Here is a 24,049-nt window from a genome sequence, read left to right as displayed (position 1 = left end):
CGCGCCGAGTCTATCGACGCAGTGTCGAGCGGTTCATCCGGATTTCGGGTGGGCTGCGGCTGCGCTGGCGTACATGCAGACAGTGGCGGCCATCGCGAGATTCAGCGACTCTGCATGGCCGTAGATCGGTACCCGGACGACCTCGTCGCACGCGTCGCGGACCTCCGGTTCGAGGCCCCACGCCTCGTTCCCCATGACCCAGGCGTGCGGGGTGGCCAGGTCAGTGTCAGGCAAGAGCTGCGTGCCGATGCCATCGGTGGCGAGCAGCCGCAGGCCGGCGGACCGACACGCGGCGAAGATCTCCTCGACCGAGCCACCGAGGCTGACCGGCAGGTGCCACAGGGACCCGACGGTCGAGCGGACGACCTTCGGGTTGTAGATGTCAACACTGGCGTCGCTGACCAGGACACATCGCGCACCGGCGGCGTCCGCGCCACGGATCACCGTGCCGGCGTTGCCGGGATCGCGGACGTTGGTGAGCACCACGACGTAGCCGTCGCCGGCCAGTGCATCCTGCAGCGGGACGTCGACCGGTCGTGCGACGGCGGCGATGCCCTGCGGGTGCTGGGCCTCGCACATCGCCGTCATCACAGCGTCCGTCACCTCACGCACCGGCACGCCCCGGCCGGCGGCCAGTTCGACCAGCTCTGCGTCGGCGTCCGCCACGGCATAGACCGTCTGTGCGGTCTCCGGGCGGAAGCGCAACAGTTCTCGGACGGCTTGCGGCCCTTCGGCCAGGAAAAGCCCCGCCCGCTGACGCGACGAACGCCGGTGCAGCGCACGGACCTTCTTGACCCGATCTGACTGCGGGTTCGAAAGGACGGGCTCCACCGGCGTTCGTCGGTTGCTGTGCTGCGTCAGGCGACGTCTGCCTTCGAGTCGGTGTTCGACTCGGTGCTGACGTTGGCCTTGGCGATCTCGACCAGCGCGGCGAAGGCGGCGGCGTCGTTGACGGCCAACTCGGCCAGCATGCGACGGTCGACCTCGATCTCGGCGTTCTTCAGACCCTGGATGAACCGGTTGTAGGTCATGCCGTTGGCGCGCGCGCCAGCATTGATGCGCTGGATCCAGAGGCGACGGAAGTCGCCCTTCCTGGCGCGACGGTCCCGGTAGCTGTAACCCATGCTGTGGGTGACCTGCTCCTTCGCCTTGCGGTAAAGGCGCGAGCGCTGGCCGCGGTAACCGCTGGCCTGCTCGAGGACGGTACGGCGCTTCTTCTGGGCGTTGACTGCCCGCTTCACGCGTGCCACGTGAATCTCCTTCGTTCTGGGGCGGTCCCGAGATGTTGGTCGATCTCAGAACCAGTGCTGCAAAGTGGGCTGATTACTTACCGAGAAGCTTCTTGATCTTCTTCTCGTCGGACTTGGCGACGACGACGTCCGGAACGAGGCGACGGGTGGCCGTCTTGCTGCGCTCCTGGAACTTGTGCACGTGGCGGGCGCGCTGGCGCATCACCTTGCCGGAGCCCGTCACGCGGAAGCGCTTCTTGGCACCACTGTGGGTCTTCATCTTCGGCATGAGCCGATCTCCTTCATATCGCTGTCCCGGCGCGTGGGCACCGGTCGTCTGGCATCGAGGCCCGCAGGACTCGAAGTTTTCGGTCGTGTTACTGAGCAGCCGTTTCGGTCTCAGGCGTGGCCTCGGCGGCGGCAGCACCCGAGTCGGACGACGGCGCACCGGCGGCTTTCTCCTCGGCAGCCTGCTCGCGACGGCGACGACCCTCGGCGCGGGCCTCGGCCTTCTTGCGGGTCGGGCCGAGCACCATGATCATGTTGCGGCCGTCCTGCTTGGGCGAGCTCTCGACGAAGCCGAGTTCACCGATGTCCTCTGCGACGCGTTGCAGCAGGCGGAAGCCCAGCTCGGGACGCGACTGCTCACGCCCGCGCAACCAGATCGTCACCTTCACCTTGTCGCCGGCCTTGAGGAAGCGCTCGATGTGACCGAGCTTGGTGGAGTAGTCGTGCGGGTCGATCTTCGGACGGAGCTTGATCTCCTTGATGACCGTGTTGACCTGGTTCTTGCGGGCCTCACGCGCCTTCAGGGCAGCTTCGTACTTGAACTTGCCGTAATCCATGAGCTTGGCCACGGGAGGCTTCGCTTCCGCGGCCACCTCGACGAGATCGAGGTCTGCTTCGGCAGCCAGTCGCAATGCGTCCTCGACTCGGACGATTCCGACCTGCTCACCGTTGGGGCCGACCAGCCGCACTTCCGGAACCCGGATGCGGTCATTGATTCGTGGCTCGACGCTGATGTCTACTCCTTGTGTCTACGTTCAATGCTCCGTGCGGAGACAAAGAAAGGCTCCTCGTCACCGAAGTGCACGAGGAGCCAACGCCAGACAACGAAGCGATCCTCACGGCGAAATGCCGCGGGTGGGACGATCGAAACCGTCCACTCCGGTACCGGGACCCGGCGACATGCCTGTCGACTCGGGTGGAAGCGTTGCTCCTCTTGCACACTCATACGGCAAGCGCATGAGTCGGTGCTACAAGATTACCAGTGAAGCCCGCGGCGACGAAATCGTCGCTCGTTCGATCGGGCGGTCAGGCGGCCAAAGCCACTTGGCTGCGACGACGGCGGACCACGAGCACGGACGCCGCGCCCACGCAGGCGATGAGCAGACCGGCCAGGCACACCAGCACGATCGCGCTCTGGTGCCCCCGGGAGTCGATGACCAGACCGGCGAGCGGTGCCGCCATCGCCGATCCGGCGGTCATGCATGATCCGTGCCAACCCATCGCCTCGCCGCGGGCCACGGCGGGCACGACCCGGCTGACTGCTTCGACGGACGCGGTGATCGTCGGCGCGCACAGTAGCCCGGCCAGCAACGCGAGAGCAGCGACGGTCACCGCGGAGTCTGCGAGCGCCATGGGCAGGGTGACCAGCGCCAGACCGCTGAGCAGCAGGTACGGCGAGAGGCCGCGGGACAGTGCGCCGTAGACGAGACCGCCGACGATCGAACCGATCCCCCAGCCGGCGAACACGAGTCCGAGCGATCCGGACTGTCCCCACTCGCGCAGGCCGGCGACGACGGAGACCTCACTGCCGACCAGGACGAGCGTCGAGGCGGCGGCGGCCAGGCACAGGCCGATGAATGCCGGCCGGAACCATGCCGATCGCGGGACGTCGATGACCTCGCCGGCCCCGGCGGTCTCCTCGCGCAGGCGCGGGTCGAGGATCCACAACACGATTCCGCCGAGGACGCCGAGCATCTGCAGGACGAAGAGGGTCGGTGCGGTGCCCCACTGGCTCCCCGCCCACACGGCGACGGCCGGCCCGGACATGTAGGCAAGTTCGACGCCCACGCCGTCCACCGACAACGCGGTGCGCCGTTCGTGCATCGGCACGGCAGCGATGACGCTCTGGCGCGCGATGGAGAAGATCGGGACGACGAAGAGACCGGCGACACCGGCGAGGATCAGCAGCGGCCAGTAGCCGACGAAAGGGGCTACGGCCCAACAGGATCCGTTGATCAGAATCGACGGGAGGACGACCTTGCGCAGACCGTGACGGTCGAGCAGGCGTCCACGCCAGGGGCCGCTGACGGCGATGGCCAAGGTGGCCACGGCCGACACCAGACCGGCTTCCCCCCAGGAACGACCCAGCTGCTCGACGACGTGCAGCATGAGCAACACCCCGGTGCCGAAGATCGGGATCCGCAGCAGGATTCCGAGCAGCAGCACACGACGTGCCGCCTGGTTGCCGAGCACGCTGCGGTGAGGGGTGATGGACATCCGTCCATTCTTCCAATTCGAAGTGTTCGAACACAAACAGTTTTCCGGTGAGTTCGATCACCGCCTCAAAGGATGCGGATCTCATGCACCTGCGAGTTGTCGCCGTCCAGCAGCCAGAGGGAGCCGGAGAAGACCAGGAAGTCCACCAGCCGTGGCGGCACTCCGGCGATGGACGCGCCCAGCGGCGCCTTCAGGTCGAAGTCGTACTTGGTGATCGTGCCCCCAGAGCCGTCGTGAATCCACACGCCGTCGTTGCCCAGGGCAGCGCTACCGCGCACGTTGTTCTCCAGGTCGGCGGCGGTCACCTTCGAGCCGCGCACCTGGGCCAGGCCGTTGCCGCCGACGAACACTCGCCCGAAAGCAGCCACCACCCCGACGATGCCGGCGGGCAGGTCCACCCGTTCCCCGGCAGGCTGCCCGGTGGCCTCGTCGAGCGTTACCAGCGCCCGATCGCCGACACAGACGACGTAGACCTTGCCACCGGAGGCCGCGATTCCATCAGGACGGCTACCCACCTTGATCAGACCAGGGATGTTCTCACCGCTACGCATGTCGATCCTGCCTATGGCGTGCTGGCTCGGCACGACATACCAGAGGAAGTCGGTTCCGGCGGCCGACCTGGAGATCGCGTGGTCGAGGCGGATGAGCTCACCGACCTCCCCGGTCGCGGCATCGACCGGCGTGAACGAACTGGAGTAGTTCCACACCCACGTCTTGCCCTGGCCGAAGTGCAGGCTGCCCGGGCCACCGTTGACCTTGATCGAGCGCACCGTCCGGTTCGCGAGGTCGATCCGACTCACCGTGCCGTCGTCGTAGTTCGCGGTCCACAACGCGCCGTCACCGCCGGCGAGCCCTCTTGGGTTCGGGCCCACCGAAATCGCACCGGACTTCAACTCACCTACCACTCCGGGCGAGGGGCCAGGGCCAGCGGGCTCGTCGTCCCGCGGGATCAGATGCCAGCCGATGGCTCCGGCCGCCAGTGCCGCGGCGCCCGCCCCGGCTCCGAGCAGTACACGTCTCGACGGCCCACCGGCACGCGGCGCGGACATCGTGGAAGAACCGCCGGGTCCATGGGTGACATCTGCGCCGACGAACGGCACCGTCGAGTGGACTGATCCCCCGTCAACGAGAGCTGTACGAGCAGCTTCGGCCAACGCGGTACACGAGGCGAAGCGTCGATCCGGCTGTTTGGCGAGGCCCTTGGCGACGACGTGAGCCAGTTCGCCCGGCAGCTGCGGTCTGATCGTTCGAAGGTCGGGCGGCGGAGAGTACAAGTGACCCGAGATCCGGGCGACCTGTCGATCCGCTGCGAACGGCACCCGACCGGTGAGCAGTTGGAACAGCACACACGCCAAGGCGTACTGGTCGCTGCGTCCGTCGACCGGATCCCCGTTGATCTGCTCGGGCGACATGTAGTCGACGGTGCCGATGGTCATCCCGGCAGCGGTCAGCCCGTTGTCACTGACCTCCTTGGTGATGCCGAAGTCGGTCAGGTAACTGTGCGGTCTTCCTCTACTTCCGCTCACCAGGATGTTGGCCGGCTTCACGTCCCGGTGAACGAGCCCGCGGGCGTGCGCGGCGTCCAGCGCTCCCGCGACCTGGTGGACGATCTCCACCGCCTCCGCAGGCTCGACGCTTCCCTCCCGGATGACCTTCGACAGATCCGTGCCGTCGACGAACTTCATCGTGAGGTAGACGCGACCGCCTTCTTCCCCGGCATGCATGATCGGGACGACGTGCGGGTGATCCAACGCGGCGGCCAGCCGCGCTTCGCGGCGAAACCTGGCGAGGAACTCGGGGTCGTCGGCGACGTCGGCGTTCATCACCTTGATCGCGACGGTCCGATCGAGCGCGAGGTGCTGCGCCCGGTACACCGAGCCCATGCCGCCGCGCCCGGCCAGGCCGATGATGGACACTCCCCCGATCACGGTGCCAGGTGCCAAATCTCTCCCCACGGGGATATCCTGCCCTGCAGTGTGCGGCCAGACCAGCAACTCTCGGCCCGGTGAGTCCTTCGCGCTCCCACTGCTTCAATCTCGACCATGAAATCCGAGCCGACCACCGAACTGTTCCACCTCGCCCTTCCTGCGGACTGGATCCTGGCGCAGGAACAGGGTGAGTACCGCGTCTCGACCCGTGGTGTCACCCTCGAAGAGCAGGGCTTCATCCACCTTTCGTTCCAGCATCAGTGGCCGGCCACTAGGCAACGGTTCTACGCCGACGTGAGGGATCTGCTGCTGCTCCACGTCGACGCCGCGGACCTCGAGATCGTCGTGGAGGTCGGCAATCCGGAGACCGGCGAGCAGTTCCCCCACCTGTACGGCCCCCTGCCGATCGAGTGCGTGACCGCCGTAGAACTGCTCCCGTACTTGCAGGTATGACTCGGCGCCCACGCAGACGAACGGGCGGCGTACGCTCGTCCTCGTGGCAGAACACTTTGACGTCGTTGTCCTTGGCGCCGGCCCCGGTGGGTACGTCGCCGCCATCCGCGCCAGCCAGCTCGGTCTGAAGACCGCCGTGGTCGAGAAGAAGTACTGGGGAGGTGTCTGCCTCAATGTCGGCTGCATCCCCAGCAAAGCACTGCTCAAGAACGCGGAGCTGTCGCACACGCTGAACCACGAGAAGGAGAAGTTCGGCATCGTCGGCGACGCCTCCATGGAGTACGGCCCGACACACAAGCGCAGCCGAGCGGTCTCCGAGGGCATCGTCAAGGGTGTCCACTTCCTGATGAAGAAGAACAAGATCACCGAGATCGACGGCTGGGGCACCCTCACCGGCCCGAAGACGATCTCGGTCGAGGGCAACGACGGTGAGACCCGTGAGGTCACCTGCGACAACCTGATCCTCGCCACCGGCGCGACCACCCGCATGCTGCCCGGAGTGAAGGTGAGCGACAACGTCGTTACCTACGAAGAGCAGATCCTCGACCCGAACCTGCCGAAGTCGATCATCATCGCCGGCTCGGGCGCCATCGGCGTCGAATTCGCTTACGTCATGGCCAACTTCGGTGTCGATGTCACGATCGTGGAGTTCCTCGACCGCATGGTGCCGACCGAGGACGAAGAGATCTCCAAGGAACTCGCCAAGCACTACAAGAAGCTGGGCGTCAAGGTGCTGACCGGTACCAAGGTCGAGTCGGTCGAGGACACCGGCTCCGGCGTCAAGGTGACAGTCTCCCCCGCCAAGGGGGGAGACGAGAAGGTGCTGGAGGCAGACCGCCTGCTGTCCGCCATCGGGTTCGCACCGCGCCTGGAGGGCTACGGCCTGGACGCCATCGGTGTCGAGACCACCGACCGCGGCGCCATCAAGGTGGACGACTACGGCCGCACCAACGTCGACGGCGTCTACGCCATCGGTGACGTCACCGGCAAGCTGATGCTCGCCCACGTCGCCGAGGCCATGGGCATCGTCGCGGCGGAAACCATCGCGGGCGCCGACACCCAGACGATCGACTTCCAGAACATCCCTCGCGCGACCTACTGCATGCCGCAGATCGGTTCCATGGGTCTGTCCGAGGCACAGGCCAAGGACGCCGGCCACGAGGTCAAGACCGCGAAGTTCCCGTTCACCGCAAACGGCAAGGCCATGGGCCTCGGCGAACCGGTCGGCTTCGTCAAGGTCGTCGCCGACGCCGAGCACAACGAGATCCTCGGCGTCCACATGATCGGCCCGGACGTCACCGAGTTGCTCCCGGCCGCCGTCACCGCCACCACTTGGGACCTCACCGCCGCCGAGATGTCGCGCGTCGTGTTCGCCCACCCGACCCTGGGTGAGGCGCTCAAGGAGGCCTTCCACGGCATCGAAGGCCACATGATCAATTTTTGATTCTTGCTCCTTCGCGGTTCATGCCCCCAGCGCTTCGCAAGCTCGCGCTGGGGGCATGACGCGTCCCGCAAGGTGGGCCTTGCGCTGTGGTCACCCAGGTGCCACCACTGCGGCACACCGAGCCAGCCCTTCGACGAGGCATCGTTTCTGCCAGGGGGTCGATGCGTCCCGCCGCGTGAGCCTTGCGCCGTGGTCACCCAGGTGCCACCACCGGCACACCGAGCCAGTCCTTCGACGAAGTCGTTCCCGCCAGAGGGCTCAGCCGTCCCCAGGGTGAGTCTCAATCCTGCGCTGGGTGAGCCGCGGACCCGACGAAGGAGGGCCCGCGCGCCGAAACCACGGTGAAGTGCTGGGACTCAGCTGCATTCGTCACAGTCTCGCGCGATCTCACCGGGTTTGTTCCGTGAGGTAGTCACATGGTGAGGACGAGCTTGCCGAACAGGTCGCCGTCGATCATCCGCTCGAACGCTCCGCGGGCCTCGGACAGCGGGCGGACGGAGTCGATCACCGGCTCGATGCGACGGGAAGCCATGAAGCTCAGCAGGGCCTCGAGTTCCGAGCGAGTGCCCATCGTCGAACCCTGAATCCGCATCTGCTGGAAGAAGATCCGGGTGAGCTCCGCCTTGTCCGGTGCATCTCCCGACGTCGCCCCGGCGATCACGATCGTGCCGCCCGGGCGCAGCGACTTCACCGAGTGCGACCAGGTCGCGGCACCAACGGTCTCGAGCACGGCGTCGACCCGGCGCGGCAACCGCTCCGCCGACCCGAACGCGTCCTCGGCGCCGAGTTCGACGGCGCGCCGGCCGCGCTCCTCGTCGCGAGAGGTCACGAACATCCGCAGTCCTGCGGCGCTGCCCAATTGCACTGCGGCAGTGGCCACTCCACCACCCGCACCCTGAACGAGCACCGAGTCGCCGGGCTTCACACCGGCCTGGACGAACAACATCCGGTACGCGGTCAGCCAACCGGTCGACACGCAGGCGGCGTGCTCCACCGCCAGCCCTTCGGGCAGAGGCACGAGATTCGCCGCGGGGATCCGCACGTACTCGGCGAGAGTCCCGGGGTACACCTCGGACAGCAACGATCGCTTCGGATCAAGCGTCTCGTCACCTGTCCACCCCGGGCTCGCGATCACGGTGTGCAACACCACCATCCGTCCGTCGTCCGTTTCACCGACACCATCACAACCGAGCACCATCGGCAGCCGTTCGGGCGATAGACCGACGCCACGCAACGACCAGACATCGTGATGGTTGAGACTGGCCGCCTTCATCCGCACCGACACCCACTCCGCAGGCGTGCTGGCTGGGACGATGTCACTGATCTCGAGAGCGGACAGTGGGTCGGCAGAGTCGGTGCGGGCGGCGTGAGCGGCGAACATGGTGCCAGCCTAGACACACTGACCTCGACAATCCGTTGCCTCGTCCGCCCGGCTCGGCGTAGCGTGAGAGCGAATCCGGCCAGGCTGCAACGGAGCGTCCGTCGCACGTACGAATCCTGTTGCCGGACGGGAGGATTCGAATGGTCAACATCGCCGGTGAAATCTGGGAGACCGCTGATCGCCAGCCGGAGCATCTCGCGGTTCGTACGCTGGATTCGCAACTCACCTTCGCCGAGTTGAAGGCTGCCAGTGCGGCAGCCGGCGGCTACTTCCGTCAGGCCGGAGTGCAGCCGTACGACCGCGTCCTGTTCATCGCGCCGACAGTGATGGAGTTCCCGATCACCTACCTGGGTCTGCACGCTCTGGGCGCAACGGTGATCACTGCCAACACGATGTCGACCGCTGCGGAGCTGGACTACCTCTGTGAGGACGCGGGTGTCAGCCGTATCGTCGCGTACAGCCAGTGCGCGGATGCGTCCGGCGTGGTGGCCGAGCGCCGCGACCTACCGCTGGACATCATCGAGCCCGGCCATCGCTACGACACCGAGCCGCTGACCGCAGCGCACGATCACGACGCGAATGCCACTGCGCTCATCCTCTACACCTCCGGCACGACGGGCCGCCCGAAGGGTGCCGAGCTGACGGCGGACAACCTGGTGCAAACGCCCAAGATGTTCGAGCCGGTGCTGCAGGTCGAACCCGGCGACAGGTTCGGCACGGGTCTGCCGCTGTTCCACGTCTTCGGTCAGTGCGTGGTGATGAACGCCGTGCTCGTCCAGGGGGTCACCCTCTCGATCCTGCACCCGTTCACCCCGCAGACGATGCTGCGGATGATCACCGAGCACGAGCTGACCGTCGTGTCAGGCGTCCCGACCATGTGGAACGCCATCCTGCACGCCGCCGGCGACTACTGCGCCGACGACTTCGAGCACCTGCGTGTGGCCAGCTCGGGCGGCGCGTCGCTGCCGGTCGAGGTGATCAACGCCTTCAAGAAGAAGTTCGGCTGCGCGATCCTGGAGGGATACGGGCTCACGGAGTCCAACGGCACGGCGACCTTCAACGACATTCGGCGGGAACAGAAGGTCGGCACCGTCGGCCCGCCTCTCCCGGGTGCCGCCGTCGAGATCCGCGACCCGTCCGGGCAGCCGGTCGAGCCGGGCACCGTCGGCGAGGTCTTCATCACCGGACCGATGATCTTCAAGGGTTACTGGAATCGTCCGGACGCGACCGCGTCCGACCTGCAGGACGGATGGTTGCGCACCGGCGATCTCGGCTCCGTGGATGCCGACGGGTATCTGAGCATCGTCGACCGGGTGAAGGATCTCATCATCCGTGGTGGCTACAACGTCTACCCCCGGGAGGTCGAGGAGGTGCTCTACGCGCACCCCGAGATCGTCGAGGCCGCCGTCGTCGGTATCCCGCACGAGCACTACGGCGAGGAAGTAGCCGCTGTGGTCGTGCGCACCCCCGGCTCCACCCTCGACGCCGAAGGGTTGCGCGCCTACGCGAAGGAACAACTCTCGGCGTACAAGGTCCCGCACGTCATCACGTTCACCGACGCCCTGCCCAAGGGTGCGACCGGCAAAATCCTCAAACGCGCGATCGATCGCGCGTCCCTCGAAGCGCAGGAGCGGGCATGACCAGCGTCCCCACCGTCACCGGCACCGTCGAGTCCGCAGAGCTCGGACGGGTGCTCGTGCACGAACACGTCTTCGTGGTGAACGAGGAGTACCGGCAGAACTTCCAGGGCGACTGGGACGAGGAGGGAAAGATCGCCGATGCGGTCCGCGACCTCAACGAACTGAAGGGACTCGGGATCGACACGATTCTCGATCCGACCGTGCTCGGCCTGGGACGCTACATCCCGCGGATCCAGAAGATCGCCGCACAGACCGACCTGAACATCGTCGTCGCGACCGGCGTCTACACATACAACGAGATCCCGTTCCAATTCCATTACAGCGGACCGGGATTGCTGTTCGACGTCCCCGAGCCGATGACCGAACTCTTCGTCAAGGACCTCACCGAGGGAATCGCCGACACCGGCGTCCGAGCGGGATTCCTCAAGTGCGCGATCGAGGAGCAAGGGATGACTCCGGGCGTCGAGCGCGTGATGCGAGCGGTCGCGCAGGCGCACGTCCGCACCGGTGCACCCATCACCGTTCACACCAACCCGCATACCCGCTCGGGGCTGGAGGCGCAGCGCGTCCTGCGCGAAGAGGGCGTCGACCTGACCAAGGTCGTCATCGGGCACTCCGGCGACACGACCGACTTGGATTACCTCGCCGAACTCGCGGACGCCGGATCGCTTCTCGGCATGGACCGGTTCGGTCTCGACGTGCTGCTGCCGTTCGAGGACCGAGTCCGCACGGTCGTCGATCTCGTCGAGCGCGGCTACGCCGAGAAGATCGTCGTCGCGCACGACGCGTCGTGCTTCATCGACTGGTTCGACCCTGAGGCGAAGCGGCAGGTGGTGCCCAAGTGGAACTTCCGCCACATCAGCGAGGATGTCCTTCCCGCCCTGCGCGACGGCGGCGTCAGTGACGACGACATCGAGACCATGTTGGTCGCGAATCCTCGCCGTTACTTCGAGCGCTGATCGGTCAGCTCTCGCTCGGATCCTTCAGGCAGAGCGTCACCGCCGAACGCGTCGAGCTCGAAGTGCTACGGGTCGATGGCGCAGCGGCCGGATCCGGCTCCGAGTCGCCACCCAGCTCGGATCGATTGCGTCGAGACGATACTGACCGAACTGCCGAGGACACTGCTGTTCGGGCATCCGTCACTTCCCTTGTCCATCGAGGTCTCGACGGGACCTCACCCCGGTCCCGCCGAGGCCTCACCGAGGCCTCACCGAATCGTGCGCCATTGTGCTCGGTCGACAGGGCGATCGCTCGGATATCGTCGCGACGTGTCCCCCGCCGTTCATGACGATCCTCGCGCCGCCCCCGTCAGCACATCGCGCACCGCCTTCGTCCTCGGTGGCGGCGGTGTGTTGGGTGCCACCCAGATCGGCGCCCTACGAGCCCTGGTCGACCACGGCATCACCCCGGACGTCGTCCTCGGCACCAGCATCGGGGCGATCAACGGGGCGGCGTTCGCCGGCAGACCGGACGCGTCAGGTCTCGCCGATTTGGAGGACCTGTGGACACACCTGACCACGGTGCGCGGACTGCGCGACCGATCGGACTATCTGCGCCGTCCTCGCGGACGAGACCTACGCACTCACCTCTACCCCTCCGGCGGGCTGCTCAAACTGCTGCGTGACGAACTGCCGGCCCGCTCGATCGAAGACCTCCCGGTGCGCTTCCAGTGTGTGGCAGCGAGCGTCGAGCAGGCGAAGGCGCGCTGGTTCACCAAAGGACCGCTCGCCGAAGCAGTCGTCGCATCCTGTTCGGTACCAGGGATGTTCCCGCCGTTCCGGATCGGCGACGAGCACTTCTTCGACGGCGGTCTGGTGCACTCGATCCCCGTCGGCCGCGCGATGCTGCTGGACTGCGATCGAATCTTCGTGATGCACGTCGGTCGGGTCGACCGCGCGCTGCGCGCCCCCAGATGGCCCTGGCAGGTGGGTCAGGTCGCGTTCGAGATCGCCCGGCGCCACCGGTATCTGGAGGAGATCGAGTCGGTACCGGACGAGATCGAACTGATCGTGCTGCCGACCGGCACCGAAGCGGCACCGTCCGTGTCCTTCGGCCAGATGTCGAACACCGCCGTCCGCCGCCGGATCGACGACGCCTACGACGCGGCGTCCGCACACCTGACCGGCCTGCGCCGGTGAATCCGCCGGTCCCTGCGCTGATCGTCCGTCGGATCCTTCGCGATCCGATCTACGCCGTTGTCGCGCCGGTCATGATGTTGCTGCTCGTCGTCCTCGGCTGTCTGTTGTGGGTGCTGGAGTTGCCCAGCCGCCGCAAGCGCGGATGGCGCCTGACGTGGACCTGTGCGGCCGCCGTCCTGCTCGACTGGTCGGTGTTCGTGCGCTGTACCTGGTTGTGGTGTGTGATGCCGCCTTGGCGACGCAATCAGCAGGAGTGGCAGGCACGACATGTGGTCGTGCTCGGCCAGGAACTGCACCGGTTCGTGCAGGCAGCCGATCGCCTGGTGGGGCTCGACCTACGGGTGAGGGTGCCGGCCGTGGATCCGGACCGGCCCGTGCTCCTGCTCGCCCGCCACGCCGGCACCGGAGACTCGTTGCTGATGGTGTACGTCATCACCCACACCCTGGTGCGTATCCCCCGCGTCGTGTTGAAACGGGCGCTGCTGTGGGACCCGGCCATGGACCTGTGCCTGCGTCGACTGCACGCCTACTTCCTCGGTGAGGGCATGACTGCACAGGTGCGTGACGAACGGTTGCGCGCTTTCGCCGAACACGTCGAGGTGAACGACGCGACCCTCCTGTTCCCCGAAGGCCGCAACTGGTCACCCGGCCGGCACGCGTCCGATCTCGCCGAAGCGATCGAGAAGGGTGAGACCGAGCGAGCGGCCTGGCTGGAACGCAACCCGCGGGTGCTGTCACCACGATCCACCGGTGTGCGCCGCATCCTGCAGGCCAGGCCCGATTCCCAGGTGCTCGTCGCGGGCCATCAGGGAGTGGAGGACCTTCGCTCGGTGCCCGACATCTGGCGGGCCCTGCCACTGCGTCGGCAGATCCATATCGATGTGCGACAGGCAGATTCGCTACCGGACGAGCACATCGATGCCTGGCTGCAGGACGAGTGGGAACGGTTGGACGACTGGACCGACGCACTCGACGGCGACTGAGCGCCCCGCCGAGCCCTACTCGGCAGGGCGGACGGCGAACGAGACCGCGTCGATGCGGGCCCGCACCTCACCGTCGGTCGCCAGTCTCTCCCCCATGCGCTGCGCGAGGGCTGAAACCTCGGACGCGTCCAGCCCGGGCCGCAGGTGCAGCACGATGCGTAGTGCGCCGCTCTCTCCTGCCTCACAGGACGCTCCGGCCGCAGCCTGTTCGAGCGCCGCCGCCGAGTCGACCGCTGCGATGACGTGCTCGTCCTCGTGTGCCGGACGCCACGGACGTCCCATCGCCAGCGCCCACACCATGCTGGGTCGCAGGACGGCCTGGTGCGGACCGGCCAGGTCGACCACCATCACGTCGGCGCGCTCGCTCACCGCAGCCTGCGCGGCCTTGTCCGCTGCCACCGGAGAAGGCCGTGCCGCCGGATCCCACGCGTGCAGCGAATCGAGTGAGGTGAAGACCGGCAGTGCACGCGTGCCGTCCTGTCCGACGAGCACCGCCACCGCCATGTCGGCGGCCTTGTCCGCGTGCAGGCCGCCGCCCTGGACGACCTCGGTGGCGTCGGCGACGATCGGAACCAGGAAGCGGGCGTCGGCGAGGGTCGCCATCAGCGAGACTTCGTCACCGGGAGCCGAAAGGGCCTGCAGTACAGCCGGACTCGCCGAACCGTCATCGTGTCCGAAACCGGTGTCGGTGACCTGCCTACCCCGCCAGGTCTGCCCTGCGGAGTCGAACTGTTCGTTGTCGTCGGTCGAGTCAGGCACCTGGGAGCTCACAGCGTTCTCACGCACGCCCGGCGACGTCGAGCGCCTCGGGCAGCGTGAACGCCCGCTTGTACAGGGCCGAACCGACGATCGCCCCTTCGACACCGTTCGGCACCAGTTCACGGATCGCACGTAGGTCGTCCAACGTCGAGACACCACCCGATGCGACGACCGGACGGTCGGTGCGTGAGCAGACGTCCTTCAGCAGGTCGACGTTCGCGCCCTGCATCATCCCGTCCTTGGCGACATCGGTCACCACGTAACGAGCGCAACCCTCACCGTCGAGGCGGGCGAGCGTCTCGTAGAGGTCACCGCCTTCCTTGGTCCAGCCACGCGCGGCGAGCGTGGTGCCCTTGACGTCGAGCCCGACGGCGATCCGGTCGCCGTGCTCGGCGATCGCGCGGGCGGTCCATTCCGGGTGCTCCAGCGCAGCGGTGCCGAGGTTGACCCGGCGGCAGCCGGTGGCCAGCGCCCGTTCGAGGGTCTCGGCGTCGCGGATGCCGCCGGACAGTTCCACCTTGATGTCGAGACGCTGCACGATGGAGGCGAGCAGTTCGTGGTTCGACCCGCGACCGAAGGCGGCGTCGAGATCGACGAGGTGCAGCCACTCGGCGCCTTGGTCCTGCCAACCCTTCGCGGCCAGCCAAGGGTCACCGAACTCACCACCGGTGCCGGCGATGCCCTGCACCAGTTGGACGGCCTGGCCGTCGACGACGTCGACGGCCGGAAGAAGCTCGAGGCGTGGCTGTTCGGTCATGTCACTTCCCTTGTCTCACAACGAATCACACCAGTTGCGCAACAACTGCGCACCGGCGTCCCCGGACTTCTCCGGGTGGAATTGTGTGCCTGCCAGCAGGCCGTCCTCGATCGCGGCGACGAAGGAGCCACCGTGTGTGGCCGTGCTGACGACGGCGGTGTCGGCACCTCCCCAGCGCGACGGGGCGAAGGAGTGGACGAAGTAGAACCGTTCGCCGTCCAGACCGTCCAACAACACGCTCCCCGCCCCGGCGGCGACCTGACTCCACCCCATGTGCGGGACGACGTCGGCTTCGAGACGGCCGACCTCGCCGGCCCAGCGCCGAAGGCCCGGCAACGGGGCCGGGCTGGGTTCGGCGCTGCCGTCGAACATCACCTGGTAGCCGACGCAGACGCCGAGAACCGGACGCCCGTTCGTGAGCCGCTGCTCGATCAATCCGGCAGCACCGACCGCGTCGAGGCCGGCCATGCACGCGTGGAAGTTGCCGACACCGGGCACGTACAGTCCGTCGGCCGACAGTGCGGCCTCACGATCGGCCGTCAACTCGACATCGGCGCCGACCCGCTCGAGCATGCGGACGACGGAGCGCACGTTGCCGCTGCCGTAGTCGAGGACGACGACCCGCTTCACAGGTTCTCCCGCAGTTCGGCGCGCATCTCGGCCTCGTCGCCGGCAACCTTCTCGAAGTGACCGACGGCGCTCCGGTCGGGCTCCACCAGAACTGCTTCGAGGTCGGACTTCACGCCCTCGCCGGACAGCATCCCGGCACCCGGCAATGCGAGAGCGTGCATCAACTGCTGCAACTGCGCGGTCGGGTCACCGGCGCGAGCCGCGAGCACCCGACGGACCCCGGCGACATCGTTCTCGTCGAGACCCGCCGACTCGGCGAGCTGACCGAGCTTCAGCGGTGGGAAACCAGGCACCTCATCCGCGCCGTGACCGGGCGTCCAACTGACCATCCGCGGTGCGGAGCGCCAGCCACGGGTCTGCGCGGACACGATCGCAATACCGTCGATCACGAAGAACCCCAAGGCTGTTCGCAGCCGGGTCGGTACCGGACGGTTCGCTGTCACGGTCAACGCGTCGTCGTATGGGGCCGACAGCTGAGTCGGTCCGGCGGGGACGACCGCGGTCCAGCCGGGCAGCGGGACGACGTAGCTGGGCACCACACCGCGCCGCACCCACGCGTCGGTCAGCTTGGCGTCGGCGTGCAGCAGCAGAACGCCGGGCAGCGTTCGACTCATGATCGGTTCATCGGCTCAAAGCACGCCCTTGGCGCTGGGCACGCCCTCGACGCGCGGGTCGCGCGCGATCGCGGCGCGCAGCGCTCGGGCGACCGCCTTGAACTGAGTCTCCACGATGTGGTGCGGGTCGCGACCGGACAGCACGCGAACGTGCAGCGCGATCCCTGCGTGGTGCGCGAAGCTCTCCAGCACGTGTCGGGTCAGCGAGCCGGTGTAGTCGCCGCCGATGATCGCGTAGATCTGCCCGTCGGGTTCACCGACGTGCACGAAGTAGGGGCGACCGGCCACGTCCACGACGGCTTGCACGAGTGCCTCGTCCAGCGGCACCGTCGCATCGCCGAACCGGCTGATCCCGCACTTGTCACCGAGCGCCTCACGGACGGCCTGCCCGAGCAGGATCGCGGTGTCCTCGACCGAGTGGTGAGCGTCCACGTCGACATCGCCGACGGTCTTGACCCGCAGATCGATGAGCGAGTGCTTCGCCAAGCTCTCGAGCATGTGGTCGTAGAAGCGCACACCCGTCGAGATCTCGGCCTTCCCGGTTCCGTCGAGGTCGACCCGCACCTCGACTGAGCTCTCCGAGGTCTTGCGCGACAACTCAGCGACGCGGTGCGGCTGGTTCTGCGGCGAGTAGGGCTCTGCGTGAACGGAATTCATGCTGTCTCCTGACGTTCGTCCGCGCCTCGCGCGGTGGCGAGGACAGTGCTGAAGGCGGCGAGGACGGCGTCCGTCTCGTCCGGTGTGCCTGCGGTGATCCGCAGGTGGTTGGCGATGCCGACGTCACGCACCAGGACCCCCTGGTCGAGCAGAGCCTGCCAGGTCGTGGCGGCGTCGTCGAACCCGCCGACGAGGACGAAGTTCGCATCACTCGGCACCGGTCGCAACCCGAGATCGGTGCACCCCGCGACCAATCGGTCACGCTCGGCCTTGATGGCCTCGACCATCGACAACATCGTGGTGCGGTGTTCGAGAGCAGCACACGCGACCGCCTGCGTGACGGACGAGAGGTGATAGGGCATCCGGACCAGACGGAGCAGGTCGATCAGGTGTGGGTCAGCGGCCAGGTAGCCCAGACGCACCCCCGCGAAGGCGAACGCCTTGGACATCGTGCGGGTCACCACCAGTCGCGGCCGTCCCTTGAGCAGCGTGATCGCACTGGGCGTGCCCGGTCGCGCGAACTCGGCGTACGCCTCGTCGACGACGACGATCGCGTTCGGTGCTGCGTCGTACACGGCCTGCACGACGTCGAGGTCGAGTGCGGTGCCGGTCGGGTTGTTCGGGGAGGTGAGGAACACCACCGACGGGTCATGTTCCGCTGCCTGTTCCACCGCGAGGTCGAGATCGATGTCGAAGCGGGACGGATCCTGGGTGCGCATTCCGTCGACCCAGCTCGTACCGCTCACGCCGCTGATGATCGGGTGCATCGAGTACGACGGGGTGAAGCCGAGGGCGGTACGTCCGGTGCCGCCGAAGGCCTGCACGATGTGCTGCAGCACCTCGTTGGAGCCGTTGCCCGCCCAGACCTCGTCCGGCTCCACGTGCACGTCGGTCGTCCGGGTGAGGTAGTCGGCCAGGTCGGTGCGCAGCCGGGTGAACTCACGGTCGGGGTACCGGTTGAGCGTGCTCGCGACGGCCTCCACCTCGGCGAGGATCGCGTCGACCACCTCGCGTGAGACGCCGTAGGAGGATTCGTTGGTGTTGAGCGCCACGGGCACGTCGAGCTGCGGAGCGCCGTAGGCGGTGCGGCCGCGCAGATCCGCGCGCAGCAGTCGGTCGAGTTCGTTCATGAGCGCGCCTCGAAGCGGGCGGTCACGGCCTCGCCGTGCGCCGGTAGATCTTCCGAATTTGCAAGCGTCACAACGGTTTCGGCGATCTCGTCGAGCGCGTCACGAGAGTAGTCGACGACGTGGACACCGCGCAGGAAGGACTGCACCGACAGACCGCTGCTGTGGCACGCGCATCCGCCCGTGGGCAGGACGTGGTTCGAACCGGCGGCGTAGTCGCCCAGGCTCACCGGCGAGTGGTCGCCGACGAAGATCGCGCCGGCATTGCGGACCTTGGCAGCCACCGAGGCTGCGTCCGCGGTCTGGATCTCCAGGTGCTCGGCCGCGTAGGAGTCGACGACCCGCAGTCCGGCCGACACGTCGTCGACGAGGACAGTGCCCGACTGGCGCCCGGTCAGCGCGATACGCACCCGCTCGGTGTGCTTGGTCGCGGGCACCCGGCGCTCCAGCGCGGCGTCGACCGCGTCGGCCAGCTCCACCGAGTCGGTGACCAGCACCGATGCAGCCAGTTCGTCGTGCTCTGCCTGGCTGATCAGGTCGGCCGCCACCAGGTCCGGCTGCGCGGTGGCATCGGCGAGGATCGCGATCTCGGTGGGGCCCGCTTCGGCGTCGATTCCGATGAGCCCCTTGAGCAACCGCTTGGCGGCGGCGACGTAGATGTTGCCCGGGCCGGTGACCAAGGTGGCCGGTTCACAGACCGTGACTCCGGACGCGTCCCGCGCACCGTGCGCGAACATCGCGACCGCCTGTGCCCCGCCGACCGCGTACACCTCGTCGACGTCGAGCAGCGCGCACGCGGCCAGGATCGTCGGGTGCGGGTAACCGCCATTGTCCTTCTGAGGGGGGCTGGCGACCGCGATCGAGCCGACCTCGGCCAGTTGCGCGGGCACCACGTTCATCACCACCGAGCTCGGGTACACCGCCTTGCCGCCGGGGACGTAGAGACCGACCCGATCGACCGGGATCCACTTCTCGGTGACCGTGCCACCGTCGCTGACCTTCGTGGTCACCTCGGTGCGGCGCTGGTCGGCGTGCACCAGGCGAGCGCGGCGGATCGACTCCTCGAGCGCGGCGCGGACGGCCGGGTCGAGCGTTTCGAGCGCGGCGGTGATGACCTCGGCGGGCACCCGAAGCTGCGGGGGTCGGACGCCGTCGAACTTCTCCCCCAGCTCCAGCAGCGCCTCGACGCCACCATGCTCGACCTGCTCGCAGATCGGACGGACCGTGTCCAGCGCGGCCTCGACGTCGAACTCGGCACGGGGCAGGGTGTTACGCAGGCCACGGGCGTCCAGGTCGGACAGGGCGGTGCCGCGCAGATCGATACGGGAAAGCACGTGCTTCAGTCTACGAAGCTCGCCGGTGTGATGTAGAACCGTCCACCGAACGGCCGCCCGACCAGCTGCTCACCGGGTCGGATTGGGGTCCCGGCCGAGGCGTTCCTTCTCGCCGTAGAACACTTCCTCGACCACACCACGCGCCTTACGCGCCGCTCGGCGATACCGCTCGGACAGCTGGTTGCCCGAGCCAACCGGCCAGCCCATCACCCGGGCGATGCCGTTCGCGTCGGTCATGTTGCTCGGCAACCCGTCGACGGCACGGCCGCGCCACAGCACGGACGCGTTACGCAGGCGCGAGGCAAGCGTCCAGGACTGCCGAAGCATCGACGCCGCCTCGTCGTCGATCAGACCGTGCTCGGCAAGCGCCTTGAGTGGAGTCATCGTGCCCGGGTGACGCAGGTCGGGGTAGGCGGCGGCGTGCTGCAGTTGCAGCATCTGGACGGTCCATTCGACGTCCGACAGACCGCCGTGACCGAGCTTGAAGTGCCGTTTCAGGTCGCCGCCGCGCGGGATGCGTTCGGCCTCCATGCGGGCCTTCAGGGTGCGGATCTGACGAACGGCCTTGTCGTCGATGCCGCCTTCGGGGTAACGAAGCGGGTCGATGATCTCGATGAACCGGCGACCGACGTCCGGGTCGCCGGCGACCGGCGAGGCACGCAGCAGGGCCTGCGCCTCCCAGCCCTCGGACCAGCGCTCGTAGTACGCGGCGTACGACTCCAGCGTGCGGACCAAGGGACCGGTCTTGCCCTCCGGACGCAGGTCGGCATCGACGCCCAAGGCTGGGTCAGGGCCTGCGGAACTCAGGTGTTTGCGGACGAAGCCGACCACGGTTTCGGCCTGCTTCTCGGCAGTCTTCGGGTCAGCACCCTCGGCCGGATCATGCACGAACAGCACGTCGGCGTCGCTGGCGTAACCGCACTCGCGGCCCCCGAGCCGGCCCATGCCGATGATCGCGACGCGGGTCGAAAGTCGTTCTCCCGCTTCCCTTTCCACCGCTCGGATCGCGATTCCCAGCGTGACATGCAGGGTGGCTGCGGTGAGGTCGCTGAGTGCGTTCTCGACCGCGTCCGTGTCGAGGTCGCCGGACAGGTCGGCGATCGCGATGCGGATGAGTTCGGTGCGCCGGGTGGACCGCAACCCGACGACGGCCTTTTCGTCATCCTCCTGGCGGGACGCGGCCGCTTTCATCGCGGTGATGATCGCCTCACTCGACAACGGGACGAGCGCGTCCTTGTCGCCGACGAGCGCGGCAGCGGACGGGGCGCGTTCGAGCAGCCCGGACACGAACCGGCTGGTGGCCAGCACCCGCGCCAGGGTCTCGGCGGCGGAGCCTTCGTCGCGCAGCATGCGCAGATACCAGGGGCTGGTGCCCAGGGCCTCACTGATCTTGCGGAACGTGAGCAGGCCCAGATCAGGATCGGGCTCCTCGGCGAACCACTGCAACATCACCGGCATGAGCGTGCGCTGGATCGCCGCGCGCCGGGTCACTCCCCCGGTCAGAGCCTCCAGGTGACGCATGGCTCCCTTGGCGTCGCGGTAACCCAGCGCGTTCAACCGGTCGGCCGCACTCTGCGGGCTCAGACGAGCGTCGTCGTCGGACAACCGCGCAACGGCCGACAGGAGCGGACGGTAGAAGATGCTTTCGTGCAGGTGGCGCACCTCGCGCGACTGCTTGCGCCACAGCGACTCGATCTCGGTGTCGGCGTCACTACGGAAGCCGAGTCCGCGCCCGATCCGCCGACGGTCGGTCTCGGAGGTCGGCATCAAGTGGGTGCGCCGCATCTTCGAGACCTGGATGCGGTGCTCCATCGCCCGAAGGGTCCGGTACGCCTGGTCCAGCTTTGCGGCGTCGGTACGACCGATGTAACCGCGGTTGGCGAGCGCGTCGATCGCCGCCAGAGTGCTGCGCAGCCGCAATCGTTCGTCGGTGCGGCCGTGCACCAGCTGGAGCAGCTGCATGCTGAACTCGATGTCGCGCAGGCCGCCAGGCCCGAGCTTGATCTGCCGGGCCGCCTCCCCGGCGGGCACGTGCTGCTCGACGCGGCGACGCATGGCCTGGACGTCCTCGACGAAGTTCTCCCGGTGGGCGGCCTGCCAGATCATCGGCTGGATGGCGTCGAGATACTCCGCGCCGAGTTCCATGTCGCCCGCAACCGGTCGTGCCTTCAGCAGCGCCTGGAACTCCCACGTCTTCGCCCAACGCTCGTAATAACGACGATGGCTGGCCACCGTGCGCACCAGCGGGCCTTGTTTGCCCTCCGGGCGCAGCGCCGCGTCCACCTCCCACAGGCTTCCCTCCCCGGTCGAGGTGCTGCAGATCCGCATCAGGTCGATCGCCAGTTTCGTCGCCACAGAAAGGGCTTCGTCCTCGTCGGCACCGTCGGCCGGCTCGGCCACGAACACGACGTCGACATCGGAGATGTAGTTGAGCTCGCGTGCCCCACACTTGCCCATCGCGATCACGGTGAGCCGGCACCGATCACTGTCGTCGTGTTCACGGGAGGCGATGTCGAGGGCGGTCTGCAGCGCGGCGCCGGCCAGGTCCGCAAGCGCTTGCGAGACCTGGGGCAGCAGTTCGACCGAGTTGCCGCAGAGGTCGACAGCCGCGATCTTCAGCAGTTGGCGCTTGTAGGCGATCCGCAGCAGATCGACCGCTTCCGGACCGGTGCTGTCGCTCACCTCGTTCGAGACCGCCTCGCGCAGCGTCGCCTCGTCGCCGATCGTGGCGTCCGCGACCTCGCGCCATTGCTCGGGGCGGCGCACCAGCCAGTCGGTGAGTGCGGAGGATGCACCGAGCAGATGCAACAACCGATCGGCGCGGTCGCCGTCCTGTGCCAAGAGCTCGCCGACCTCCTGGCGATCACCGGCGTCCAGCGCCTCGTACAACCGGACCAGGCCCAGGGCCGCGCCATCGGGATCGGCGACCTTCGACAACGGGCCGACCAACGCCTCCGGCGACCAGTCGGGCACCTGCTCCAGCAGACCCTTGCTCCGGGACGGTTCCAGGAAGCCGACGCGGGTGAGGGCGCCGTCGGTCAGGGCGGACTCGGCGCTCACAGCCGGTAGAGGTACTGCTGGATCTCGAACTGGGTGACCTGCTCGCGGTAGGCCGCCCACTCGGCGCGCTTGTTGCGCAGGAAGAAGTCGAAGACGTGCTCGCCAAGGGTTTCGGCGACCAGTTCGCTCTCCTCCATCAGGTGGATCGCGTGGTCGAGGGACGCCGGCAGCGGGTCGATGCCCATCGCTCGGCGTTCGCGGTCGGTGAGGTTCCAGACGTCGTCCTCCGCCTCGGGAGGCAACTCGTACTCTTGCTCGATGCCGCGCATGCCTGCGGCCAGCACGAGCGCGTACGCCAGGTAGGGGTTGCAGGACGGATCGAGGGACCGGATCTCGACGCGGGTCGAGGCGCCCTTGTTCGGCTTGTACATCGGCACTCGCACCATCGCGCTGCGGTTGTTGTGGCCCCAGCAGATGTACGCCGGAGCCTCTTGGCCGCCCCATAGCCGCTTGTAGGAGTTGACCCACTGATTGGTGACGGCGGAGATCTCCGGTGCATGCTTCAGGACGCCCGCGATGAAGCGGCGTGCGGTGAGCGACAGCTGGTACGGCGCACCGGGTTCGTAGAACGCGTTGGTGTCACCCTCGAACAGCGACACGTGCGTATGCATGCCCGAACCCGGTTGGTGCGCAAGCGGTTTGGGCATGAAGGACGCGAAGATGCCGCGCTCCAGCGCGACCTCCTTCACGACCGTCTTGAAGGTCATGATGTTGTCTGCGGTGGACAACGCGTCCGCATAACGCAGATCGATCTCGTTCTGGCCTGGACCGGACTCGTGATGGCTGAACTCCACCGAGATGCCCATCGTCTCCAGCATCGAGATCGCCGCTCGACGGAAGTCGTGGCCGGCACCCTGCGGGACGTGGTCGAAGAAGCCCGCTTGATCGATCGGCACCGGTTCACCGGAGGAGGACAGGTCCTTCTCGAACAGATAGAACTCGATCTCCGGGTGGGTGTAGAAGGTCAGCCCCTTCTCGGCCGCCTTGCCCAGCGCCCGACGCAGCACGCTGCGCGGGTCAGCGGCACTCGGTGAGTTGTCGGGCAACCGGATGTCGGCGAACATCCGCGCGGTGCCGGGACGCTCACCGCGCCACGGCAGGATCTGGAAGGTCGAAGCGTCCGGCCGTACGAGCATGTCGGCCTCGTAGACCCGGGCCAGTCCCTCGATCGAACTGCCGTCGAAGCCGATGCCCTCGACGAACGCCCCCTCGAGCTCGGCCGGGGCGACCGCCACCGACTTCAAGGTTCCCAACACGTCGGTGAACCACACCCGTACGAACCGGATGTCGCGTTCCTCGATGGTGCGCAGCACGAATTCCTGTTGCCGATCCATGGTTCCCATCTTGGCCTACTGCGGCGTCATACGCGTGGCCCCGGGTGATTCACACCCGGGGCCACGCATCTCACCG

Annotated in this window: 22 protein-coding genes; 6 read left to right on the top strand and 16 right to left on the bottom strand. The window is 67.4% G+C overall.

Annotation, left to right across the window (positions count from 1 at the left end; genetic code table 11):
* Positions 1-33 precede the first annotated feature (33 nt).
* From EU513_RS13315 to EU513_RS13290, 6 genes are all read right to left on the bottom strand, one after another.
* On the bottom strand, positions 34-831 hold the full coding sequence (locus tag EU513_RS13315; protein ID WP_129626734.1) for an RNA methyltransferase: 798 nt from the start codon (positions 829-831) through the stop codon (positions 34-36).
* Positions 832-857: 26 nt separating this feature from the next.
* Positions 858-1,250 (bottom strand): 50S ribosomal protein L20, encoded by a 393-nt coding sequence (gene rplT, locus EU513_RS13310; RefSeq protein WP_129626732.1) that lies wholly within the window; start codon positions 1,248-1,250, stop codon positions 858-860.
* Between the two features lie 73 nt (positions 1,251-1,323).
* Positions 1,324-1,518: a 50S ribosomal protein L35 gene (rpmI, locus tag EU513_RS13305; protein ID WP_129626730.1), complete on the bottom strand. Its 195-nt coding sequence runs from the start codon at positions 1,516-1,518 to the stop codon at positions 1,324-1,326.
* Positions 1,519-1,606: 88 nt separating this feature from the next.
* Positions 1,607-2,206, bottom strand: a complete 600-nt coding sequence (infC, locus tag EU513_RS13300; RefSeq protein WP_239701712.1) for a translation initiation factor IF-3 — start codon at positions 2,204-2,206, stop codon at positions 1,607-1,609.
* Positions 2,207-2,543: 337 nt separating this feature from the next.
* Positions 2,544-3,734, bottom strand: coding sequence for an MFS transporter (locus EU513_RS13295; protein WP_129626726.1), 1,191 nt, complete (start codon positions 3,732-3,734; stop codon positions 2,544-2,546).
* Between the two features lie 65 nt (positions 3,735-3,799).
* On the bottom strand, positions 3,800-5,689 hold the full coding sequence (locus EU513_RS13290) for a serine/threonine-protein kinase (RefSeq protein ID WP_129626724.1): 1,890 nt from the start codon (positions 5,687-5,689) through the stop codon (positions 3,800-3,802).
* Between the two features lie 87 nt (positions 5,690-5,776).
* On the opposite strand from EU513_RS13290, the gene EU513_RS13285 reads away from it, so the two are divergent.
* A complete protein-coding gene (locus tag EU513_RS13285; RefSeq protein ID WP_129626722.1) occupies positions 5,777-6,115 on the top strand; it encodes a DUF952 domain-containing protein in 339 nt (112 codons plus the stop codon).
* A 43-nt stretch (positions 6,116-6,158) separates the two neighbouring features.
* A complete protein-coding gene (lpdA, locus tag EU513_RS13280) occupies positions 6,159-7,559 on the top strand; it encodes a dihydrolipoyl dehydrogenase (protein WP_129626720.1) in 1,401 nt (466 codons plus the stop codon).
* Between the two features lie 412 nt (positions 7,560-7,971).
* Here lpdA and EU513_RS13275 read toward each other — a convergent pair whose 3' ends face one another.
* Entirely contained in the window at positions 7,972-8,940 is a 969-nt protein-coding gene (locus EU513_RS13275; RefSeq protein WP_129626719.1) for a zinc-binding dehydrogenase, read from the bottom strand.
* Between the two features lie 140 nt (positions 8,941-9,080).
* On the opposite strand from EU513_RS13275, the gene EU513_RS13270 reads away from it, so the two are divergent.
* The 4 genes from EU513_RS13270 to EU513_RS13255 all read left to right on the top strand — a co-directional run bounded on the left by EU513_RS13270 (position 9,081) and on the right by EU513_RS13255 (position 13,701).
* Positions 9,081-10,580 carry an AMP-binding protein gene (locus EU513_RS13270; RefSeq protein WP_129626717.1) on the top strand — a complete coding sequence of 500 codons (1,500 nt, stop codon included), beginning with the start codon at positions 9,081-9,083 and terminating at the stop codon, positions 10,578-10,580.
* A complete protein-coding gene (locus EU513_RS13265; protein ID WP_129626715.1) occupies positions 10,577-11,539 on the top strand; it encodes a phosphotriesterase in 963 nt (320 codons plus the stop codon). The genes EU513_RS13270 and EU513_RS13265 overlap by 4 nt, the downstream gene beginning before the upstream one ends.
* A gap of 309 nt (positions 11,540-11,848) precedes the next feature.
* On the top strand, positions 11,849-12,718 hold the full coding sequence (locus EU513_RS13260) for a patatin-like phospholipase family protein (RefSeq protein ID WP_240796056.1): 870 nt from the start codon (positions 11,849-11,851) through the stop codon (positions 12,716-12,718).
* Positions 12,715-13,701 (top strand): 1-acyl-sn-glycerol-3-phosphate acyltransferase, encoded by a 987-nt coding sequence (locus EU513_RS13255; RefSeq protein WP_129626711.1) that lies wholly within the window; start codon positions 12,715-12,717, stop codon positions 13,699-13,701. Before EU513_RS13260 ends, EU513_RS13255 begins: the two co-directional genes overlap by 4 nt.
* 15 nt (positions 13,702-13,716) lie before the next feature.
* On the opposite strand, the gene EU513_RS13250 is transcribed toward EU513_RS13255, so the two are convergent.
* From EU513_RS13250 to glnA, 9 genes are all read right to left on the bottom strand, one after another.
* Positions 13,717-14,487, bottom strand: coding sequence for an SseB family protein (locus EU513_RS13250; RefSeq protein ID WP_240796055.1), 771 nt, complete (start codon positions 14,485-14,487; stop codon positions 13,717-13,719).
* Positions 14,480-15,217, bottom strand: coding sequence for a bifunctional 1-(5-phosphoribosyl)-5-((5-phosphoribosylamino)methylideneamino)imidazole-4-carboxamide isomerase/phosphoribosylanthranilate isomerase PriA (gene priA / locus EU513_RS13245; protein ID WP_129626709.1), 738 nt, complete (start codon positions 15,215-15,217; stop codon positions 14,480-14,482). The genes EU513_RS13250 and priA overlap by 8 nt, the downstream gene beginning before the upstream one ends.
* Positions 15,218-15,232: 15 nt before the next feature.
* Positions 15,233-15,847 carry an imidazole glycerol phosphate synthase subunit HisH gene (gene hisH, locus EU513_RS13240; protein ID WP_129626707.1) on the bottom strand — a complete coding sequence of 205 codons (615 nt, stop codon included), beginning with the start codon at positions 15,845-15,847 and terminating at the stop codon, positions 15,233-15,235.
* Complete coding sequence (locus tag EU513_RS13235) at positions 15,844-16,461, bottom strand: hypothetical protein (RefSeq protein WP_129626705.1); 618 nt, start codon at positions 16,459-16,461, stop codon at positions 15,844-15,846. Before EU513_RS13235 ends, hisH begins: the two co-directional genes overlap by 4 nt.
* A 15-nt stretch (positions 16,462-16,476) precedes the next feature.
* A complete protein-coding gene (hisB, locus tag EU513_RS13230; protein ID WP_129626703.1) occupies positions 16,477-17,118 on the bottom strand; it encodes an imidazoleglycerol-phosphate dehydratase HisB in 642 nt (213 codons plus the stop codon).
* Positions 17,115-18,248, bottom strand: a complete 1,134-nt coding sequence (locus tag EU513_RS13225) for a histidinol-phosphate transaminase (RefSeq protein ID WP_129626701.1) — start codon at positions 18,246-18,248, stop codon at positions 17,115-17,117. Before EU513_RS13225 ends, hisB begins: the two co-directional genes overlap by 4 nt.
* On the bottom strand, positions 18,245-19,579 hold the full coding sequence (hisD, locus tag EU513_RS13220) for a histidinol dehydrogenase (protein ID WP_129626699.1): 1,335 nt from the start codon (positions 19,577-19,579) through the stop codon (positions 18,245-18,247). The genes EU513_RS13225 and hisD overlap by 4 nt, the downstream gene beginning before the upstream one ends.
* 69 nt (positions 19,580-19,648) lie before the next feature.
* On the bottom strand, positions 19,649-22,639 hold the full coding sequence (locus EU513_RS13215; protein ID WP_129626697.1) for a bifunctional [glutamine synthetase] adenylyltransferase/[glutamine synthetase]-adenylyl-L-tyrosine phosphorylase: 2,991 nt from the start codon (positions 22,637-22,639) through the stop codon (positions 19,649-19,651).
* Positions 22,636-23,973: a type I glutamate--ammonia ligase gene (gene glnA, locus EU513_RS13210; protein WP_129626695.1), complete on the bottom strand. Its 1,338-nt coding sequence runs from the start codon at positions 23,971-23,973 to the stop codon at positions 22,636-22,638. The genes EU513_RS13215 and glnA overlap by 4 nt, the downstream gene beginning before the upstream one ends.
* Between the last annotated feature and the right edge of the window lie 76 nt (positions 23,974-24,049).

This window comes from Yimella sp. RIT 621 (assembly GCF_004146205.1).
GTDB classification, from domain to species: domain Bacteria; phylum Actinomycetota; class Actinomycetes; order Actinomycetales; family Dermatophilaceae; genus Yimella; species Yimella lutea.
This window is presented reverse-complemented; position numbering and strand designations above follow the sequence as displayed.

What these genes read in the sequence shown, in the direction of transcription:
- EU513_RS13235 (WP_129626705.1), bottom strand. Translation starts at nt 16,461, where the DNA reads ATGAGTCGAACGCTGCCCGGCGTTCTGCTGCTGCACGCCGACGCCAAG.
- EU513_RS13265 (WP_129626715.1), top strand. Translation starts at nt 10,577, where the DNA reads ATGACCAGCGTCCCCACCGTCACCGGCACCGTCGAGTCCGCAGAGCTC.
- EU513_RS13295 (WP_129626726.1), bottom strand. Translation starts at nt 3,734, where the DNA reads ATGTCCATCACCCCTCACCGCAGCGTGCTCGGCAACCAGGCGGCACGT.
- EU513_RS13270 (WP_129626717.1), top strand. Translation starts at nt 9,081, where the DNA reads ATGGTCAACATCGCCGGTGAAATCTGGGAGACCGCTGATCGCCAGCCG.
- EU513_RS13285 (WP_129626722.1), top strand. Translation starts at nt 5,777, where the DNA reads ATGAAATCCGAGCCGACCACCGAACTGTTCCACCTCGCCCTTCCTGCG.
- rpmI (WP_129626730.1), bottom strand. Translation starts at nt 1,518, where the DNA reads ATGCCGAAGATGAAGACCCACAGTGGTGCCAAGAAGCGCTTCCGCGTG.
- priA (WP_129626709.1), bottom strand. Translation starts at nt 15,217, where the DNA reads ATGACCGAACAGCCACGCCTCGAGCTTCTTCCGGCCGTCGACGTCGTC.
- EU513_RS13275 (WP_129626719.1), bottom strand. Translation starts at nt 8,940, where the DNA reads ATGTTCGCCGCTCACGCCGCCCGCACCGACTCTGCCGACCCACTGTCC.
- hisB (WP_129626703.1), bottom strand. Translation starts at nt 17,118, where the DNA reads ATGAATTCCGTTCACGCAGAGCCCTACTCGCCGCAGAACCAGCCGCAC.
- EU513_RS13225 (WP_129626701.1), bottom strand. Translation starts at nt 18,248, where the DNA reads ATGAACGAACTCGACCGACTGCTGCGCGCGGATCTGCGCGGCCGCACC.
- glnA (WP_129626695.1), bottom strand. Translation starts at nt 23,973, where the DNA reads ATGGATCGGCAACAGGAATTCGTGCTGCGCACCATCGAGGAACGCGAC.